This is a genomic window from Aestuariivirga sp., from assembly GCF_965227715.1.
Lineage (GTDB): Bacteria > Pseudomonadota > Alphaproteobacteria > Rhizobiales > Aestuariivirgaceae > Aestuariivirga.
In genome coordinates this window covers 1,775,432-1,793,932 of record NZ_OZ245771.1, presented here as the reverse complement: position 1 = coordinate 1,793,932, position 18,501 = coordinate 1,775,432, and the positions used below count along the sequence as shown (strand labels likewise).

Genomic DNA, 18,501 nt, shown 5'->3' with positions numbered 1-18,501 from the left:
CCTCGTCGGCTGTGCCGGTGTTACTTCTTCCCTGCTGTGCATGAAGCCGGCGGGGAATAATCGTAATGCCAAGGCTCGTCCGGCTCGGTCAGTGGGCCGGAGAAGGAGGGGCCTGCAGCGGTGATGCTGGTCTTCAGCTTCTGACCCCAGCCTTCAGTTCGCCATAGGCTTTCAACATGTTTCGTGTTGGCTCCGGCATATATCTGTCCGTTCTTCATGATCTGGAAGTCGATCGCAAGGGCCCGGCCATGTGACGTCAGCCCCGGCGCTGCGAGGCTGGGGCGATTGGGCGGCAGGTAGTTGCGCAGCCATATGGCCAATGCTGCAGGTCCCGGCTTATCAAGCCTTGTGTTCGTGTAGGCGCTCAGTATGTCCTGAGCGGCAAGGCCTACGGACTTGTTCTCATTCCATTTGGCGATCTGTTCATCGAGGCTGCGTACCGTGCCGTGGACATAAAGCTTGTAGCCGGGGTTGGCCGCCATGAAGTGCTGGTTGACCGCCTCGATTTCGGCAAGCAGGGACCGTTGCTCCTGTGAGTCCTGAAAGGCGGCGATCTCGGCCTCAGTCCAACTCCATCGTTCAGCAATCTTGGACCCAAAACGCAGGTAACTCCGAAGTGCCAGCAGCTTGCGGCCCGTGTCTGGAATGTGTTCAAGGGCCTGTTCAGAAGGCGGGGGCGCAAGCTTCAAGAGCATCGAATGGAGGGTGTCGGTGTCCGTGTCTGCCTGCACGTCCGGTATCACCATCACCAGTATAATAGCGGTGAAAATTCTGGCACAGAGGCAAATCAGTTTCGATGGCCACGGCATCATGCGGATTTTGCCAACTTTCTCCTGCGCCATTCGCCTCAACATGCCACACTGCAGGCACTATCGAGTGAGCGCTGGTTACCTTGGCACATATTGGCAGGAAATGCACGTGAGCAGATATCGAGACGGCTTGCCTCAGCTTGGGAACGGCCTGTTCCTGTCCGACAGCGGGCTTGAAACGACACTGATTTTTCAGGAAGGTCAGACCCTCCCCTGCTTCGCCGCCTTCACCCTGCTTGAGACATCTGCAGGGCGTGATCTGCTGAAGCGGTATTTCAAGCGTCATCTCGCGATCGCAGTCGATCATCGGATGGGGTTCATTCTGGACACGCCCACCTGGCGGGCCAGTCGGGATTGGGCGGAGCGGCTCGCTATCCCCGAAGATCGTCTCGGCCGGCTACAGGAATTGTCAGTGGAATTGGCCGAGGAACTCCGGCGTGAACATGAAACGAAGGATACACCTGTCGTCATTAGCGGTGTGCTGGGGCCGCGAGGGGATGGTTATCGTCCGGAGAGCATTATGCACGCAGATGAAGCCCGTCGCTATCATTTGCCGCAGATCGCCCGCTTTGTAGAAACGGCTGCGGACATGGTGAGCGCCATGACGATCACGCACACGGGTGAGGCCATCGGTATGGTTCAGGCCGCCCGGGAGGCCGCCATTCCCATTTCAATGTCGTTCACAACCGAAGTCGACGGACACTTGCCAAGTGGCCAGGACCTGGGCGAAGCAATCATCGAAACGGACGAGGCCACCGGGGGATATGCGTCTTACTACATGGTGAACTGCGCCCACCCGAGCCATTTTCTTCCGGAACTCGCGGCTGAAGCTTCCTGGGTGCGGCGCATCCGTGGCATCAGGGCGAATGCTTCTAAGCTTAGCCATGCCGAACTCGATGAGGCGGTCGATCTCGATGATGGCGATCCCAAGGAACTCGGGGAGGACTATGGCCTGATCCGTAGTCTCTGCCCGTGGATAAACATCCTCGGCGGATGCTGCGGCACGGATGTTCGCCACATCAGGGCCATTTCGGAACGCGTGCGTCGCGCCTGAGGAATTGCTCAGATCCTCACTCGGCAGCTTCGATCACGGTGCCACGCTTCGCACCCGCGAGCGGAATGCCGAAAGCTCTGGCGCTGGCGAGCGTAATCGCGCGGAGGTCCTCCGGTTCGATGTTGCGCACATCGGTCTTGCCGGTGCAGCGCGCCATGATCGAAGCCTCGGCCGACATGGCGTTGATGATGGAGGCCGCGGCGTCCGTGCGTTCTTCTGGCGAGCGATCGCCGAAGAAGGACAGTCCACCGGGACCCATTTCGCCGCCGAGCGCCATGGCCATTGTCATGCCGATCGCGCCGGCCTTGGCGCCGAGTCCAATGAGCTTTGCAATGTCCGTACCGGAGCGCACGCCTCCGAAATAGACAAAGTCGATGTCTTCTTCGCGGTTCATCTTGCGAAGGATGCGCATGGCATCTCGCAGAACCGTGAAATCCGGATAGCCTTTGAGTTCCGGCCAAGCGTTGGCAAGCCCAGATGAGGCGTCAAGCACCATCATGTCAAAGGCGTGCTCGAGCGCGAAAGGGATTGCACTTTCGAGGTCTTCCGCGCGGGCGACGAGCCCGGTGATCAGGCCCGGTTGCTTCGCCACCTCAAAGGGTACAAAGCCCTTCGGCTGAACGTAGACGTAGCCAACCGCTGACGGATCGCGCTCGCCACCCGTTTCCAGCATCTGCAACCAGGGGGTCTTGCTCCCTGGCAGCGGCGAACGGCCAAGATAGGCTGAGCCGACAGCGGCAAGGGCGGCACCGAGGGAAGGCCTCGCCTCCGCCGGCAAATCGTCAAGGCCAGCAGCAATGACGGGAATATCGAGTTTCACTTTGCCGGCAATATCTGTGGCGGTGTTGCATGCGTCGCGGTACGGGTCGATCACCAGACGTGAAAGATTGGCGGGAAGCAGCACCAGATCATCGAACGAGGCGTGGTGTTCTTCGGGAAAAGGGTTCGCTTTCGGCTTCAACCGCTTCTGCAAGATGGCAGCCTGGGTTCGCAGATCTGTGGCCGGCGTGCGGGCCATTACGAAAATGTCTTCGCGTGTCTTGACCGAGTAATCTGCGGAGCCTGTTTCAACATCACAGCGATAGCAGCGCGCGGCTTCTTCCTTCGCAGTGGCGTCATTGTAAGTCGTTTCGATTTCCGGGAAAGCGGAAGGCTTGGTGCCTAGGCCGTTGAAAGCCTGTTCGCGGCGCGGGAAGACTTCCCAATTGATGTCCTGTGCAGCCGGTACGCTTCGCGTGCGATAAGGAGTGCGGTAGGCGAGTGGCTCTGCAATCCCGTCCAGGAAGGACTTCACGTAATGGGCCGCGCGATGGCCATGCATCATCGCCATAACGATGGTGGAACCTCCGAAAGCGCCATCTCCCGCGGCGAAGACCTTCGGATCTTCCGTGCGCATGGTCGACCATTCCGTCTTCACGCGGTCTCCCGCCATCAGGCCTTTGCTGTCAAGTTCCGCGGATTCTGCCTTCTGACCCACTGCCATGATGACCAAGCCGCAATCGAGATCACGCTCCGAGCCAGGCACGGTTTCGGGCCTGCGCCGGCCGTCAGGGCCGGGAGATCCCATGCGGGTCTCTACGCAACGCAGCTTGAGGGCGCTGCCACTGTCGATCACCTCGACCGGTTGGGTGTTATAGATGACGTCGATGTTTTCCAGGATGGCCTGGTGAAGCTCTTCCTTGCGAGCCGGGATTTCCTTCGGGCCGCGGCGGTAGACAACCTTCACTTCCTTCACACCCGGCATGCGCAGTGCAGCGCGGCAGGCGTCCATGGCCACGTCGCCGCCGCCAACCACAATCACCCTCTCAGGAAGGGTGGGGCGCTCACCCGCATTGATGCGGCGGAGAAAGCCGACGCCATCCACCACATTCGGGTTGTTCTCGCCGGGAATGCCCATTGGCTTTCCCCACCAAGAGCCGATGGTGATCAGAACGGCATCATGGCGCTGTTTCAGCTCTTCGAGCGTCACATCCTTGCCGAGTGTCACGCCGCAATGGAGCGAGATGCCGGGGCAGTGCTTCAGAAGCCGCTGCATATCCTCCTCAATAATGCCCGGCGGCAGCCGGAAGCCGGGAATGCCCCACACCATCATGCCGCCGGGCTTGTCCATCATCTCATAGACATGGACCGCAAAGCCCGCTTCGGCCAGATCCTGCGCCGCTGTCAGACCCGCGGGACCTGCACCGATGATGCCAATGGTCTCCTTGCGTGTGACCTTCACCGGCGGCAAGTGATGCTCATTGCCGAGCTTGTCCATGACGTAGCGCTTGAGATTGCGGATCGCCAGCGGTCCATCGCTGTCCGCGCGGCGGCAGGCGGGCTCACAGGGCGCATCGCAGACGCGGCCGCAGATGGATGAAAAGGGGTTCGTCGCCGTAATAGCCTCGAAAGCCTCGGCGAATTTCTCTTCCCAGATATAGCCGATATAGGACGGCGCGTCGGTGCCCACGGGACAGGCCACCTGGCATGGAGCCGGCACGAAATGCGGGTCCTGGCTGTCGTCCCGTGCAGGCGCCTTGGGCGGGCGCACACGGTTGATATCGTACACGGTGATGACGTTCGTGCTCATCGTCTTGTCCTGTGTGAATTGGCGCCGTCAGGAAGCTTTGCGGAGGTCCTGGTCGCGATCGCGGTATTCGGGGTGATAGGGGAGCCGGGTGATCGCAGCAGCCTCCGGCGTCAGCGCCACAAGGTCGTCCCGTGTCACCTGGTGCGGATCGGCATAGCCGAGAGCATGGGTGATCGCGGCGATCTGCCAGCGGACCGATTCCAAGAAGTGGTGAATGTTTTGAGCTTCAACCGGCACGTTGTAGCGCTTCTCATGCGCCGGATCCTGCGTGGCAATACCGGTGACGCAGGTGCCCGCATGGCATTGCAGACAGGCAATGCAGCCGCCGGCGATGATGGCTGACGTGCCCATGGCCACGGCATGGGCGCCGAGCGCCAACGCCTTGATTGTGTCGATCCCATCCTTGATGCCGCCCATCAGCACGATCGGCATGTCCAGTCCGCCCACTTCAGTGAGCGCGTCGCGCGCTTCCTGGATCGCGGAAAGCGTGGGAATGCCGACGAATTCGAGAACCTCGTTGCCAGCGGCACCCGTCGAGCCCTGCATGCCGTCAAGCTCGACGAAATCGAAACCATCCTTCCAGGCGATCTTGATATCGTCCCGCACCCGGCCAGCGCCGAGCTTGACGGAGACCGGAACCCGGTAACCCGTCGCCTCCCGGAATTCCTCAACCTTGATGACAAGGTCGTCAGCACCCAGCACATCCGGGTGGCGCGAAGGGGAACGCAGGTCGATCCCGGCCGGAATGCCACGGATCCTCGCAATTTCAGGTGTCACTTTCTTCGCCATCAGCTGTCCGCCAAGACCGGGCTTCGCGCCCTGGCTGATATAGATCTCGAGGCCGTTGGCCTTCTGCATGTCGTGAATGTTCCAGCCGAGGCGTCCTGCCAGGCACTGATAGATCAGCTGATGAGCTTCTTCGCGCTGCTCCTTCGACATGCCGCCTTCGCCGGTGTTCTCCGAAATGCCGGAGAGGCGGGAGGCGATGGCAAGGGCAAGCTTCGCCGACTTGGACAACGCCCCATAGGACATGGGAGCGATCATCACCGGCATCGAAAGCTTCAGCGGGTTGGCGCCCGACCGGCCGCCGACTTCCGTCTTCATTTCGACCTTGGAGAGAACATCGGGGTCGGTCATCGCGCCGATGCTGATGTCTTTCTTGAAGGCGATGTCTGACAGATGCGGCATAGGGCGCGACGCACCATAGCCGCGAATTCGGTAACGCCCGATCTGCGACTTAACATGAATGTCTTCCTGGACCTTGGCATTCCAATAGGCATTGTCGGGGAAGCTGTCGAAGAATGGAATTGCCCGGCGGCGCGGTTCTGTGCGCGGATAACGCAATTTCTTGCCGGCATTTACGATCTTCTGGAAACTGCCGGTAAAAGGAATCTGATACCTGTCGAGAAAAGCGAGAATGTCGTCGCGCTCTGCTTCCGGCAGGTCGGTCAGCATTGCGTCGGTGCCCATCTCGCCAATCTTCCCGGCAATGTAGATGTCTCCGCCTGTCATGTCCTGGCCGACCTTCTCGCCCGAATTGCCGAGAATGATCAGGCGGCCGCCATACATCATGTAGCCCGCCATGAAACTGGCGTTGCCGCAGGCGAGCAAGGTGCCTGCCTTCATCACCTGGCCGGCTCGCGATCCGATGTTGCCCTTGACGACGATTTCGGCGCCACGGATGGCAACACCCGGAATGGCGGATGCATTCCCATTCACCACCATCGAGCCATTCAGCATGTTGTCGCCAACACCCCAGCCGACATTGTTATCGACGAAGAAGCGCGGACCGTCCGTCAACCCGCCGCAGAAATAACCAGCGGAGCCGCGGATGTGCACATTGATCGGATGGGTGAGACCAACGCCGATGTGGTGGCGCGCGTCAGGGTTCAAAACCTCGACATCGACGCCATCGGCCCCAAACTTGCGAAGGAGTTCGTTGGCCTCGCGGACGGGGGTTACGCTGAGGTCGATCGTTGCCATGTGTCGAAGGTTCCGGGAGCTGGTTCAGAGGTGTTGAGTGCGTGGCCGGGGAAAAGGCGATTGAGCGACACTTCTTCGGATGCGATCGCGATGATGTTGTCGTCTTCGTACTTCACCATAGGCTTTGCCGCGAGCTTGTCCTTGGCGTAGCCGATCTCGTCCTTGGTGGACACAAGGAAAGAGAAGGTGCCGTCAAGATCGTCAATCGAGGTCTTGAGCGCATCCTTCAGCGTGGTGCCGTGCTTGAGCTTGTCCGCCAGATAAACCGCGATCAGCTCTGAATCATTGTCAGTATTGAAGAAATAGCCGCGCTTCTCCAGCCTACGGCGCATCTTGTAGTAGTTGGTAATCTGGCCATTGTGCACGATCGAGATATCCGAGAAGCCGGTCGCCCAGAAAGGGTGAGTAGCCTCCGGCGCAACGTCTGATTCCGTCGCAAGGCGAACGTGGCCGATGCCGTGGGTGCCCTTGAAGTTCTCGATCTTGTAGACTCGGTCGACATCATGGGCGCCGCCCAGATCCTTGATGATGTCCAGGCTTTCTCCGATGGAGGAGAGCTTCGCCGCATGCTCCATCTCGAAAGCGAAGCGCTGCAGGTCGCCGTCAAATTTGACCAGCACCGCGAAGGATGAGCCCATATGCTCTTCCTCAACCACGCGGGCCTGAAATTCGGCGAGCTTTGCCTTGACCCGGGCGATCGCATCGGTGGCGGCATCTCCTTCACCGACGATGAAGCGCAGGCGCAGGTGGCCCGGCACGGGGTCGCGGTAAAGCGAGAAGCCGGTTGAGTCCGGCCCGCGGTGCTGGCAGCCGTCGAGCATGTCGATGAGCGCCTTGCCCACCGCTGCGTCCGCCGCAGCGCTACCCTTGTAGAGAATTCCAGCGATTCCACACATGGCGGCCCTCCCGTTCTGGCTTCAGAACAAATGTTCAAAGACACACTTAAGGCATCTGCCGCCCGTTTCGCAATACCAAAGGCAACAATTGTTCCTCTCGTGAAAGAGATCAATTCATAGGAGCGCCGCCCTCAGCTTTGCGGTGGGAAATGAAACTGTCAATCGCCTCTAGCCGCGCCGGATCGAGCGGCGGCTGCTCATAGTCCTTCAGCAACTGCTTCCACACGCCATTGGCCTTGTGCCGCGCATCGGAGCTGCCGCGTTCCAGCCAGTTCGGGTGGTTGTCCCAGTTGGACAGAAGTGGCGAATAGAAAGCAGTCTGGTAGCGTTCCATGGTGTGGGGGGTGCCGAAGAAATGTCCGCCGGGCCCAACATCGCGAATGGCGTCGAGTGCGAGGCTTGCCTCATCCACAACAATAGGGTCGCAATAGGCGGCCATCATCTGCAGCAGTTCAGCATCAAGGATCAGCTTCTCGAAGCTTGCGGTAAGTCCCCCGTGCATCCATCCGGCGGCATGCTCGACAAGGTGGGCGCCCCCCATCACAGAGCCCCACAGCGACATCATGCTCTCATAGGCCGCCTGTGCGTCCACCTCATTGGCGGCCGACACATTGGAAGAGCGGAAGGGGACGCCGATGTGTCGTGCAAGCTGACCCGATGCCTGCGCCGCCTTGGCATACTCCGGCGTGCCGAATGCCGGGGCCCCCGAGCGCATGTCCACATTGGATGTGAAGCCGCCATACATCACTGGCACGCCCGGGCGCACGACTTGCGTCAGCACGATTCCCAGCATCGCCTCCGCATGCTGCTGCACCAGCGCGCCGGCCAGCGTGACCGGGCTCATCGCACCCGCCAAGGTGAATGGTGTAATGACATTCACTTGCCCATGCTCCGCCATGGTGATGAGGCCCTCTGCCATGGGGATATCGAGCTGCAGGGGTGAGTTGGTGTTGATGATCCCGAGCAGGGCAGGTGTGCTGACGAGGCTTTCCGGCGTCATCCCCAGGGCCAGCGCACCAAGCATGATGCCGTCAAGCGTGCGGGCACGGCCAAGCGTTTGAGTCTGCCAATTCTTGTCCAGTAGCGTGATCTGGGCGCGATAGATGTCCAGGTGACGCGTATTGGCGGGAAGATCCATCGGCTCGAAGGGGCCGCCGCCTTCCTGATGGAGAATGTCCAGGGATTGAATGACGCGCAGATAATCGCACATCTCCGCAAAGCTGCCGTCCCGGCGTCCGCGGTCATTGTCCATCACATAGGCCGGTCCGCCAACGGAGGCGAAAACAGTATCATTGCCTCCGAAGTGGAGCATGCGCGCGGGATTTCGGGCGGCGAGAGTGAAGGTGTCCGGCACGGTGCTCAGACGTTCGGTCACAAGGGCAGGTTCAAGTTTCACCGTCTCGCCATCGATAATGGCTCCAGCCGAACGCAGTCTGTCCCGGGCGCTGGGTTCGAGCACGCGCATGCCAATATCGCGCAGGATTGCAAGTGCGGCACGATGGAGTGCCTCGACATTGTCTGCACTCAGCACCTCGATCGGCTTGTAGGGCCTTCGCACCCGGCCGAAGGGGCGCTGGGCAGTTTCAGCACTGCGGGTGCCGCGGCCTGGCCTGCGGCGGAGCCGGGCAATGCCGGCAGTATCGCTCGTCATGAAGTAACCTCCTTCAGACTGGGGCGTTCCCGGCGCGGAACCGTGCTTGCCGCTTCGCCAAACTCACGCGCGAGCCGATGTGCCGAATAGACGGCATCGGCAATTGAGGAGGGCTGCAGGCAATCTCCCGCCCGGTGCAGCGTGAAGGGCCGGGTATCCTCTGCTAGTGCGTGAAATAGAGCGTCCTCCGGCAGACGGCCCGTGACGGCAATGAGGGTTCCGCAGTCAAGCTCGCTCCCGCGTCCCGAAGCAGTGCAGGCCAGTCTGGCGAGTCCGCCCTCATGGCTGACCAACAAGCGGAAGGGCACGAGAGTTACTCCCAGATCGAGAAGTCGCTCCTGGAGGAAAGCATTCTCGTCCGTCATCGCAGTCCAACTCGAGACGGACGGATAAGGAGTAACCAGCGTGACGGTATGGCCAGCACGCGCCAGCCTTTCGGCCAGGGCGCCCCCCATGAAATAGTGCTCATCATCGTAAATGATGACGGGACCAGAGATGGGAGACCCCGCAAAGACGTCGTCTGGCGTCAGGGCAAATGGCAGATCAATCTGCTCCATGCCGGCAACGCCGACGCCGTCCCGCCGCCAGCTGGATCCTGTGGCAATCACCACGTGGTCAGCGCCGAAGGAGCAGATATCCTCCGCCGTCATGTCGCTGCCCGGAAAGACGGAGACGTTCGGCAACTTCCCGATCATATGCTGGCGCCAGTCCCGCACCCTGATCCACGTCGACAATCCGGGAAGCGCACTTTCGTTGATCAGCCGCCCGCCGAGCTTAGATGAACGCTCGGCAAGGCTCACCTCCAGGCCGCGGCGGCCGAGGCTCAAGGCGGCCTCAAGCCCCGCAGGACCCGCGCCAACCACAAGAACTTTTTCCCGCCTGGGATAGGCGGCGATGCGTTCAGGATGCCATCCCCGGCGCCATTCTTCGGCAATCGTCGGGTTCTGCGTGCATCGCAGGTGAACGCCTTCGTTGTTTGCAGCACGGCACATGTTGCAGCCGATGCATTCGCGGATTTCGTCCTCACGGCCCTCCCGTATCTTGCTGGGCAAGAAGGGATCCGCGATCGAGGGCCGCGCTGCGCCAATGAAATCCTGAACGCCGCGGCGAATCTGGCCGACCATCACGTCCGGTGACGTAAAGCGCCCGACCGAGACGACGGGCTTCGTCGTCAGCGACTTGACGAAGGAGACATAGGGTTCCTGGAACCCTTCGCCAGAAAAGCGCGCCGACTTGCTGTCATTGCCCAGTGCTCCCGCCACGTTCACGTCCCACAGATCGGGAAGTTCCGCCAACATCGCGACAATGTCGCGGCCTTCACCATCCGAGGTGATGCCAGCGGGACCATGGAGTTCATCAACCGCAAGGCGGAGCGCTACGGCGCAGCTTTCCCCCACGGCGTCCTTTGTGTCCTCGATCATCTCGCGCAGCAGCCGCACGCGGTTCTCGAGACTGCCGCCATATTCGTCGCTGCGCTGATTGTGGCGCCGCGACAGGAATTGGAAAGGAAGGTAATCGTGTCCAGCATAGACATAGACGATGTCGAAACCCGCACGTTTGGCCCGTTCGGCAGCGGTGCGCTGCCAGGACCGAAACGCCTTGATGTCGGAAAGGTCCATGGCACGGGCAGTGGTTGGCAGGTGATACATCGCCGGCTGCACGGAGGGCGCTAGGCCCGGTACCCTGGTCATTCGGTTCGACGCGTGGGAGCCTCCGTGCCACAGCTCGATCCCGGCCAGGCTGCCATGCGCGTGGATGGCATCCGCGGTGCCCGCGAGTGCTGCCACGTCATCCTCATCCCATATGGTGAGAAAGCCAAAGGGAGAATCATCCGAAGAAGGATGGATGGAGCAGTATTCCGTGCAGACCACGCCCCAGCCCCCTTCCGCCTTGATGCCGCGCAGGGCTGCTCCTGCCTTCGGCCTTTGCCAGCCAAGCCCTATCGCATGGGGTGTTTGATAGAAGCGGTTCGGCGCCACAACAGGCCCGATCCGCACCGGCTCGAAAAGAATGTCGTAGCGGCTGTCACGCGCCATGGGCCCGTCCGTTGTTGAACGAATGTATAGTAATTGAAAATCCAGTGAAGGGTCAATAGCGCGAGAACAAGGCTCTTGACGGTTCCATCGAAGCTTTTATACATGCGTATAACAACAGGGGCAATCCATGGTGGCTGTGCGGACCTCGTTTCCGTATTCCGTGAAGGTGGTGGAGAACTTCTTCATCCCATTGTCCGATGGCACCCGCCTTGCCGCCCGCGGCTGGTTTCCCGAAGGCGCTGGTCCGGTGCCTGCCATTCTCGAATATCTCCCCTACCGCAAGCGGGACGGGACGCGGTCGCGGGACGATTGCACGCATGTTTATCTCGCTGGCCATGGCTATGCGACCATACGGCTCGACATCCGCGGAACCGGAGACAGTGAAGGGCTGATCGACGACGAATACACCGTGCAGGAGCAACTCGATGGGTGCGAGGCCATATGCTGGATCGCCGCGCAGGACTGGTGCGACGCACAGGTTGCGATGATCGGAATTTCCTGGGGCGGCTTCAACGGCCTGCAGATTGCGGCACGGCGGCCACCGGCACTCAAGACCATCATCACGGTGGGCTCCACCGACGACCGCTATGCAACCGATATTCACTGGGTGGGCGGCTGCCTGTCCAAGGACAATTTCGATTGGTCTTCCACCATGTTCGCCCACAATGACCTGCCGCCGGACCAGGCGATTGTCGGCGAAGCCTGGCGCGACATGTGGCGGCAGCGCATGGAGCACAATGCTCCGTGGATCCTCACATGGCTCCGCCACCAGCGGCGTGACGATTATTGGAAGCAGGGTTCGGTTTGCGAGGATTTTTCTGCAATCACCATTCCCGTCTATGCGGTATCGGGATGGGCGGACAATTACGCGGAATCCGTGCCGCGCATGCTCGCTGAACTCTCCGGTCCGCGCCTTGGCCTTATCGGGCCGTGGGCGCATTCCTACCCGCATGATGTGACGGTGGAACCCGCCATTGGCTGGCTGCAGGAAGTCCTTCGCTGGTGCGATCATTGGATGAAAGGCCGCGATACCGGCATCATGAAGGAGCCGATGCTGCGCGCCTGGATGCAGGAGAGCGTATCACCCCGCACCTGCTATGACGAACGCGCGGGCCGATGGGTCGGCGAGGCTGAATGGCCGTCGCCCCGCATCCGGCACGATAGGCTGTTCCTGAACGCCGGCGGCAAGCTTTCATCAACGGCAGCGCCGGGCCCGAACGTCTCCATATGCTCTCCCCTCTGGGTCGGGCTTGCCGCTGGCGAAGTGGGCCGTTACGGCGGTGACGCCGAATGGCCGGTGGATCAGCGCGAGGATGATGGCGGCTCCCTTGTCTTCATCACCGAACCACTGACAGATCGGATCGAAATTCTGGGGGCGCCACAGCTTTCGCTCACTTTTGCCAGCGACAAGCCGCAAGCACTCGTCGCCGTCCGCCTCAATGACGTCGCGCCAGATGGCAGTTCCACGCGCGTGACCGTGGGCCTGCTCAACCTGACCCACCGCAAGAGCCATGAACATCCCGAGCTTCTAGTGCCCGGCGCGCGCGCACACGCCGTGGTCGATCTTGACGATATTGCTCACGCATTCCCGGCAGGTCACCGAATTGCCGTTTCTCTCTCAACCACATACTGGCCCATTGCATGGCCCTCGCCTGAACTCGCCACGCTGAAGCTGTTCTGCGGCGAGTGCGCACTTGATCTCCCAGTGCGCCCGCCCCGCCCTGAGGATGCCGCTCTACGCGATTTCGATCTACCGGAAATGGCCCCCCCGCCGCCAGTTACCCGCCACGAGATCGAAAAGCACCATGCCCGGCGCGTCACCCGCGATCTGCTCTCGGGGCTGATGACGGTCGACTTTCCGCGCTGGACCTACAAGAAGGAGATGCACGATATCGGCCAGGTTCAGACCGCCACAGCGCTCGTCCGCTATGAAATCGTGGATGGTGACCCATTGTCTGCGGTGACGATCACCGAGAGTTCGGTTGAACTGGCGCGCGAGGACGTGACGATCTCCCACAGAAGCACCGGCAGGCTGCATTGTGATGCAGAAAACTTCTATGTTGAGATGTCACTGACCATCGGAGAAAACGGGCAGACCGTGTTTGAACGTGCGTGGAATGAGACAATACCGCGCGACATGGTCTGATGGGCCGGCCGCGCAGCAGGGAGGCTGACAGGAAACCGTGCTGAGCTACGCCATCAAGCGTATCGGCCTTGCCGTACTGATCATCTTCGTGGTCATGCTGGCGATGTATGCGATGGTGTTTCTCGTGCCGGGCGATCCGGCATCTTTGGCCCTCGGACCCCGCGCCACGCCTGAGCTCAAGCGCGCATTGATGGAGCGCATGGGGCTGGACCAGCCGATATATGTGCAGATCTGGAATTTCTTCCGTAACGCGTTGACCGGAAATCTCGGTTACGACGTGTGGTCGAAGCGGCCGGTCTCCGAAATGATCTGGGAGGTTTTCCCCAACACGCTCTTCCTCGGCGCAGTGGCGATGACGATCGCGCTTGTTGCGGGCATTGGCCTTGGCTGCCTTGCCGTGGTGTGGCAAGGCCGAACCATAGACAGGGTGCTGGCCGTCGTCTCCGTCAGCATGATTTCGATACCTTCCTTTGTCGTCGCCATCTATCTGCTGCTGGTCTTTGCTGTCTGGCTTGGCTGGTTTCCAGCCATCGGGGATGGAGAGGCGGGGGATTGGGGCAGCAGGCTGCGTGCCGTTGTGCTGCCAGCAGCTGCCATCGCCATTACCTGGGTTGGCTATCTGGCGCGGCTCGTCCGGGCGGCGATGCTGGAGGTGATGGCCGCCAACCACGTGCGCACGGCCCGCGCTTTTGGCCTGAGCGAAGGAAAAATCGTCTTCCGCTATGCGCTTCGCGTGGCCATCGTGCCGGTGATCGCCATCGTCGCTGTTGGATTCGGCTCAATTCTGTCCAGCGCTGTGTTCGTGGAAACCGTGTTCTCCCGGCCGGGCATCGGCACGCTCATCACCTCTGCGGTGCAGAAGCGGAACTTTCCGGTGGTCATGGGAACAGTGCTGTTCATGACGGTCTTTTACCTCACCGTCGTCACCCTTGCCGACTTGCTGATGGCAAAGCTCGACCCCCGGGTAAGGGACACGCTCCGTGGATAGCAGCCGAAAACGTAGCCTCTGGCGTTCACTCCTCGCGGAACCTTTGGGCGTCATGGGCGGCGTGATCGTGCTCACCTTTGTCGCCATGGCACTCTTCGCGCCCTGGCTTGCTCCCTATGATCCGCTCAAGATCGACGTCATGCACAAATTCGCTGGCTCCAGCTGGGCCCACCCTGCAGGGACTGACCAGCTGGGCCGGGACCTTCTCTCGCGCATCATCTTCGGCGCGCGCACAGCGCTCAGCGTGGCCCTCACGGCCACGGGAATTGCCGGATTGGCCGGCATCCTGCTTGGCCTCATTGCCGGATATGGCCCCCGATGGCTCGATGCATTGCTGATCCTGTGCTTCGATTCCGTAACATCACTTCCCATGATCATGTTCGCGCTCGCAGTGATCACCGTGATGGGGCCAAGCACCGGAACGCTGATCCTCGTCATCGTTCTGGTCTCCATCCCCGGCTATGCGCGTTTCATTCGGGCACAGACACTGAGCCTGGTGAAGAGCGATTTCGTTCTGGCGGAGCAGGCGATGAACGCGTCTCACTGGCGCATCATCCTGATCCATCTGCTTCCCAACGTTGCGGGCCAGTTGCTGGTCGTGCTCTCCATGGATGTTCCGGTGGTCATCATGCTCGAGGCCGGGCTGAGCTATCTGAGTCTTGGCGTGAAGCCCCCCACGCCTTCGTGGGGGAACATCCTGTATGATGGGTATGTCTCGCTCCGGCAGTCTCCTGGCATGGTTGTGATGGCGGGCGTGCCGCTGATTCTGGCGACCCTTGGTTTCACGTTTCTGGGCGAGGCGCTGCGTGACGTGCTGGACCCCCGGCTTCAGGTGAGAACCCTCACATGAGTGCACCGCTCCTCTCGGTCGAAAATCTGTCGATCTCCTATCGCAGCGAGGAGGGTGCGGTACAGGCACTTCGCCACGCCACGCTTGAAGCCCGTGCGGGAGAGGCCATTGGCATTGTGGGGGAAAGCGGCTGTGGGAAATCCACGCTCGCATCCGCGCTGATCAACTTGCTCGCACGCAACGCGCGTGTCACCTCCGGCGGCGTCATGTTTGGGGGCCGTGACATCCTTTCCCTGAACGATCGGGAAAAGCGCAGCCTGCGGGGCCGCCACATCGCAATGATCTTTCAGGACCCGATGACGTCTTTCAACCCGGTGCTGACAATTGGCGAACAGCTGATCGACTTTCAGGACCAGCGCGGGAACATGCCGCGGTCTGAAAAGAAAGTGCGGGCCGCAGCCATGCTGCGGCAGGTGGGCATTTCAGATCCCTCGCGCTGCCTCGATCGCTATGTGCATGAACTCTCCGGCGGCATGCGCCAGCGGGCCGCGATTGCTGCGGCCCTGCTGATGACGCCCGAAGTTCTGGTGGCTGATGAGCCGACCACCGCACTCGACGTAACGATGGAAGCGCAGATCATCCACCTGCTGCGTGAGCTCCGGCGGGACTACAATGGGGCAATCATCATCGTCACCCATCATCTGGGCCTGGTCGGCGAACTCTGCGACCGGGTTTATGTGATGTACGCAGGCGAAGTGGTGGAGGAGGGGTCGACGGATGATGTCTACCACAATCCGCGCCACCCCTACACACGGGCGCTCATCGCATGCGACCCTGCGAACATCCATGAGCAGACCCCCGTGCTGCCAACCATTCCAGGCCGCCTGCCGGACCTCGTCAATCCTCCATTGGGCTGCAGCTTCGCAGCGCGCTGTCCGCAAGCAACAGGGCGTTGCCAAAGCGTGACACCGCCCTATGTCGAGGTCGGACCGCGCCATGCGGCGCGCTGCCATGAGGCCGCACCATGAGTGCACTCTATGACGTCTCGGATGTCTCCCTCGATTTAGCAGCGCCGTCCTCCGGCTTGCAGCGCCTGCTGCCGGGTCCCCCATTGCGGATGACGATCCTGAGCGGTGTCTCTCTATCAATTGGGGCTGGCGAGATGCTGGGTCTGGTGGGCGAGTCCGGTTCCGGGAAAAGCACGCTCGCGCGAGTGATGATGGGTTTGTCTTCGATCACCGAAGGAAGCCTTGCTTTTGACGGCCGGCCTCTGGTCAGCCGTGCGGACTTCACGGCCATGCGGCGGAGCACGGCGCTGATGTTCCAGGATGCCGTAGCCTCGCTCAGCCCGCGCCGGAAGGTGGGGCCGCAGCTTGTTGAGCCATTCCAGATCAACGGCATCCCTCTGCCGGAGGGCGAAAAGACCGCAGCCGTCATGCTGGAACGCGTGGGGCTTCCCGCGGCATTGGCGCAGCGCTATCCGCATGAGCTCTCAGGCGGCCAGGCGCGCCGTGTGTCCGTTGCGCGTGCTCTGGCACTAGGCCCCAAGCTCGTAATCGCGGATGAGCCAACGGCCGGGCTGGACGTATCGGTGCAAGCCGAGATCCTCAATCTCATGACCGGCCTCAGACGGGATCTTGGCCTCAGCTTTCTCATCATCACCCATAATCTTGCAGTTATCCGCCATGTGACGGATCGTGTGGCCGTGCTGTATCTTGGCCGCCTGGCGGAATGGGGTCCGACGCGCGAGGTCTTTGCCAAGCCTCTCCACCCTTACACGCGGAGTCTTATTGCCGCGGAGCCGCAGGCCGATCCGCGGAAGCGCCGGCAAGATTTGGCGCTGAAAGGCGAGATACCCAGTGTATTGGCGCGGCCTTCCGGTTGCGAGTTCCACACGCGCTGCCCGCTGGCACGCCCGCGCTGTACCAGCGAAGCACCAGAGCCCCGCCAAGTTGAAGCAGGGCGCATGGTTAGATGCCATTTTGCCGAAGACACAAACAACAAAAGCACAGGAGGAAATGATGAAACTTTCATGGAGCACTGACCGCCGGACCCTGCTCAAAGCGGGTGGCGCCTTGTTTGCCGGATTGGCGGCAAGGCCCAATCTCTCCTGGGCCGCAGATGGCACGACGCTGAGGCTCAGGGCCACCGCCGATTTTCAAGTGCTCGATCCCAAGGGCGCGATAGGGGAGCTGGACGACATCATTCCCCGCTGCACCCAGGTGACGCTGATCCGCCTCGGCGACATGCGTGATGGCAATGTGACATCTCCCTGGGGTGCGCAGGCGATCTCCTGGAAGGACCCGCAGACCATCGCCTTCACCCTTCGTGATGACCTCTCCTGGAACAATGGTTTCGGGCCGGTGACGTCCGAAGACGTCAAGTTTTCCTTTGAGCGCATTGCAGGCAGCGATTCCGCCTGGGCCTATCAGTTCGAAAAGCTCGACCACGTGGAAGTGCTCGATCAACGCTCGGGCCTGATCCATCTGAAGCAGCCGTTCAAGCCCTTCTGGTACATCGCTCTTCCATACTACGGCGGGCACATCGTATCGAAAGCTGCAGTGGAGAAGGTGGGTGGCAGCTATACGACGGAGATCCCCGCCCAGTGCGGACCGTTCCTCCTAGACAAATGGGAGCAGAACCAGAAGGTCACGCTTGTCGCCAATCCCGAATGGAAAGGCCCCAAGATGGCCTTCGACAAGATCGAGTATTTTGTCGTCACGGATGATCAGACAGCATTGCTCGCCTATGAGGCGAACTCCTTCGACTACACACGCGTGGCGCTGAGCGCCTCGAAGCAGCTCAAAAGCGCGATGCCGAAGGATTCGACCCTCATCGAGGCGCAATCAACCCGCTATGTCTGGCTCACCATCAACACCAACGCCGAGAAGCTGAAGGATCTCCGTGTGCGGCAGGCCATCCAGTATGCCTATGATGGAGAAGCCGTTCTGCAAGGCTCCTATGATGGCCTCGTGGGCCGTGCGGCAGGGGTCGTGCAACCCGGCACCAAATTCGCCCGGCAGCAGAACAAGATTGCACAACGCGACGTCGAGAAGGCAAAGGCGCTTCTGGCGGAGGCGGGCGTCACCGATCTCACGCTCAACCTCTATTGCCTCACCGATTCCGTGTCCCAATCGACGGCCCAGATCATTCAGGCGAGCCTTGCGGAAGCGGGGATCACCATCAACATCCAGCCCACGGAAGACGCCGCCTATTGGGCACTGGGCGACAAGACGCAGGGAGATGGCTACAAGTCCATCGAGCTGGTGCTGATGAATTTTGCAGGCGGTATCGACCCGACCGAAAATCTCGTGTGGTTCCGGCCCGATCAGATCGGCGTCTATAACTGGTCGTTCTTCGACAGCAAGGAATTCGAGGATCTCTATCAGAAAGGCCTGGTGGAGCAGGACGATACCAAGCGCAAGGAAATCTTCAATCGCATGGAAGACCTGATGGAAGAGTCGGGTGGTTTTATCTTCGTGTGCTTCGAGCCCTTCCTCGTGATACACCGGTCAGATATCAAACCGGTGATCCTGGCTGATGGCCATCCGGATCCCACGCAGTTCACCAAGGGATGAG

Annotated in this window: 13 protein-coding genes; 7 read left to right on the top strand and 6 right to left on the bottom strand. The window is 60.8% G+C overall.

Annotated elements, in window-relative coordinates; all coding sequences use genetic code 11:
• Nucleotides 1-20: 20 nt before the first annotated feature.
• Nucleotides 21-842, bottom strand: a complete 822-nt coding sequence (locus tag ACO06F_RS08445) for a hypothetical protein (protein ID WP_421696247.1) — start codon at nt 840-842, stop codon at nt 21-23.
• 76 nt (nt 843-918) lie between these two features.
• On the opposite strand from ACO06F_RS08445, the gene ACO06F_RS08440 reads away from it, so the two are divergent.
• Nucleotides 919-1,863 (top strand): homocysteine S-methyltransferase family protein, encoded by a 945-nt coding sequence (locus ACO06F_RS08440; protein ID WP_421696246.1) that lies wholly within the window; start codon nt 919-921, stop codon nt 1,861-1,863.
• Nucleotides 1,864-1,879: 16 nt separating this feature from the next.
• On the opposite strand, the gene ACO06F_RS08435 is transcribed toward ACO06F_RS08440, so the two are convergent.
• The 5 genes from ACO06F_RS08435 to ACO06F_RS08415 all read right to left on the bottom strand — a co-directional run bounded on the left by ACO06F_RS08435 (nt 1,880) and on the right by ACO06F_RS08415 (nt 10,998).
• Nucleotides 1,880-4,432 carry an FAD-dependent oxidoreductase gene (locus ACO06F_RS08435; RefSeq protein WP_421696245.1) on the bottom strand — a complete coding sequence of 851 codons (2,553 nt, stop codon included), beginning with the start codon at nt 4,430-4,432 and terminating at the stop codon, nt 1,880-1,882.
• A 27-nt stretch (nt 4,433-4,459) separates the two neighbouring features.
• Nucleotides 4,460-6,415, bottom strand: a complete 1,956-nt coding sequence (locus ACO06F_RS08430; RefSeq protein WP_421696244.1) for a glutamate synthase-related protein — start codon at nt 6,413-6,415, stop codon at nt 4,460-4,462.
• On the bottom strand, nt 6,391-7,311 hold the full coding sequence (locus ACO06F_RS08425) for a class II glutamine amidotransferase (RefSeq protein ID WP_421696243.1): 921 nt from the start codon (nt 7,309-7,311) through the stop codon (nt 6,391-6,393). The genes ACO06F_RS08430 and ACO06F_RS08425 overlap by 25 nt, the downstream gene beginning before the upstream one ends.
• A 109-nt stretch (nt 7,312-7,420) precedes the next feature.
• The gene (locus ACO06F_RS08420; protein WP_421696242.1) at nt 7,421-8,962 is read right to left on the bottom strand and encodes a trimethylamine methyltransferase family protein; all 1,542 of its coding nucleotides are present in this window, start codon (nt 8,960-8,962) and stop codon (nt 7,421-7,423) included.
• A complete protein-coding gene (locus ACO06F_RS08415) occupies nt 8,959-10,998 on the bottom strand; it encodes an FAD-dependent oxidoreductase (protein WP_421696241.1) in 2,040 nt (679 codons plus the stop codon). Before ACO06F_RS08415 ends, ACO06F_RS08420 begins: the two co-directional genes overlap by 4 nt.
• Nucleotides 10,999-11,125: 127 nt before the next feature.
• On the opposite strand from ACO06F_RS08415, the gene ACO06F_RS08410 reads away from it, so the two are divergent.
• From ACO06F_RS08410 to ACO06F_RS08385, 6 genes are read left to right on the top strand one after another with little or no spacing between them, the layout of a single operon-like run.
• Entirely contained in the window at nt 11,126-13,144 is a 2,019-nt protein-coding gene (locus ACO06F_RS08410) for a CocE/NonD family hydrolase (RefSeq protein WP_421696240.1), read from the top strand.
• Nucleotides 13,145-13,181: 37 nt separating this feature from the next.
• Entirely contained in the window at nt 13,182-14,132 is a 951-nt protein-coding gene (locus tag ACO06F_RS08405; protein ID WP_421696239.1) for an ABC transporter permease, read from the top strand.
• The gene (locus ACO06F_RS08400) at nt 14,125-14,982 is read left to right on the top strand and encodes an ABC transporter permease (RefSeq protein WP_421696238.1); all 858 of its coding nucleotides are present in this window, start codon (nt 14,125-14,127) and stop codon (nt 14,980-14,982) included. Before ACO06F_RS08405 ends, ACO06F_RS08400 begins: the two co-directional genes overlap by 8 nt.
• The gene (locus ACO06F_RS08395; protein WP_421696237.1) at nt 14,979-15,950 is read left to right on the top strand and encodes an ABC transporter ATP-binding protein; all 972 of its coding nucleotides are present in this window, start codon (nt 14,979-14,981) and stop codon (nt 15,948-15,950) included. The genes ACO06F_RS08400 and ACO06F_RS08395 overlap by 4 nt, the downstream gene beginning before the upstream one ends.
• Nucleotides 15,947-16,966, top strand: a complete 1,020-nt coding sequence (locus tag ACO06F_RS08390; protein WP_421696236.1) for an oligopeptide/dipeptide ABC transporter ATP-binding protein — start codon at nt 15,947-15,949, stop codon at nt 16,964-16,966. Before ACO06F_RS08395 ends, ACO06F_RS08390 begins: the two co-directional genes overlap by 4 nt.
• Complete coding sequence (locus ACO06F_RS08385; protein ID WP_421696235.1) at nt 16,941-18,500, top strand: ABC transporter substrate-binding protein; 1,560 nt, start codon at nt 16,941-16,943, stop codon at nt 18,498-18,500. Before ACO06F_RS08390 ends, ACO06F_RS08385 begins: the two co-directional genes overlap by 26 nt.
• Nucleotide 18,501: the final 1 nt, after the last annotated feature.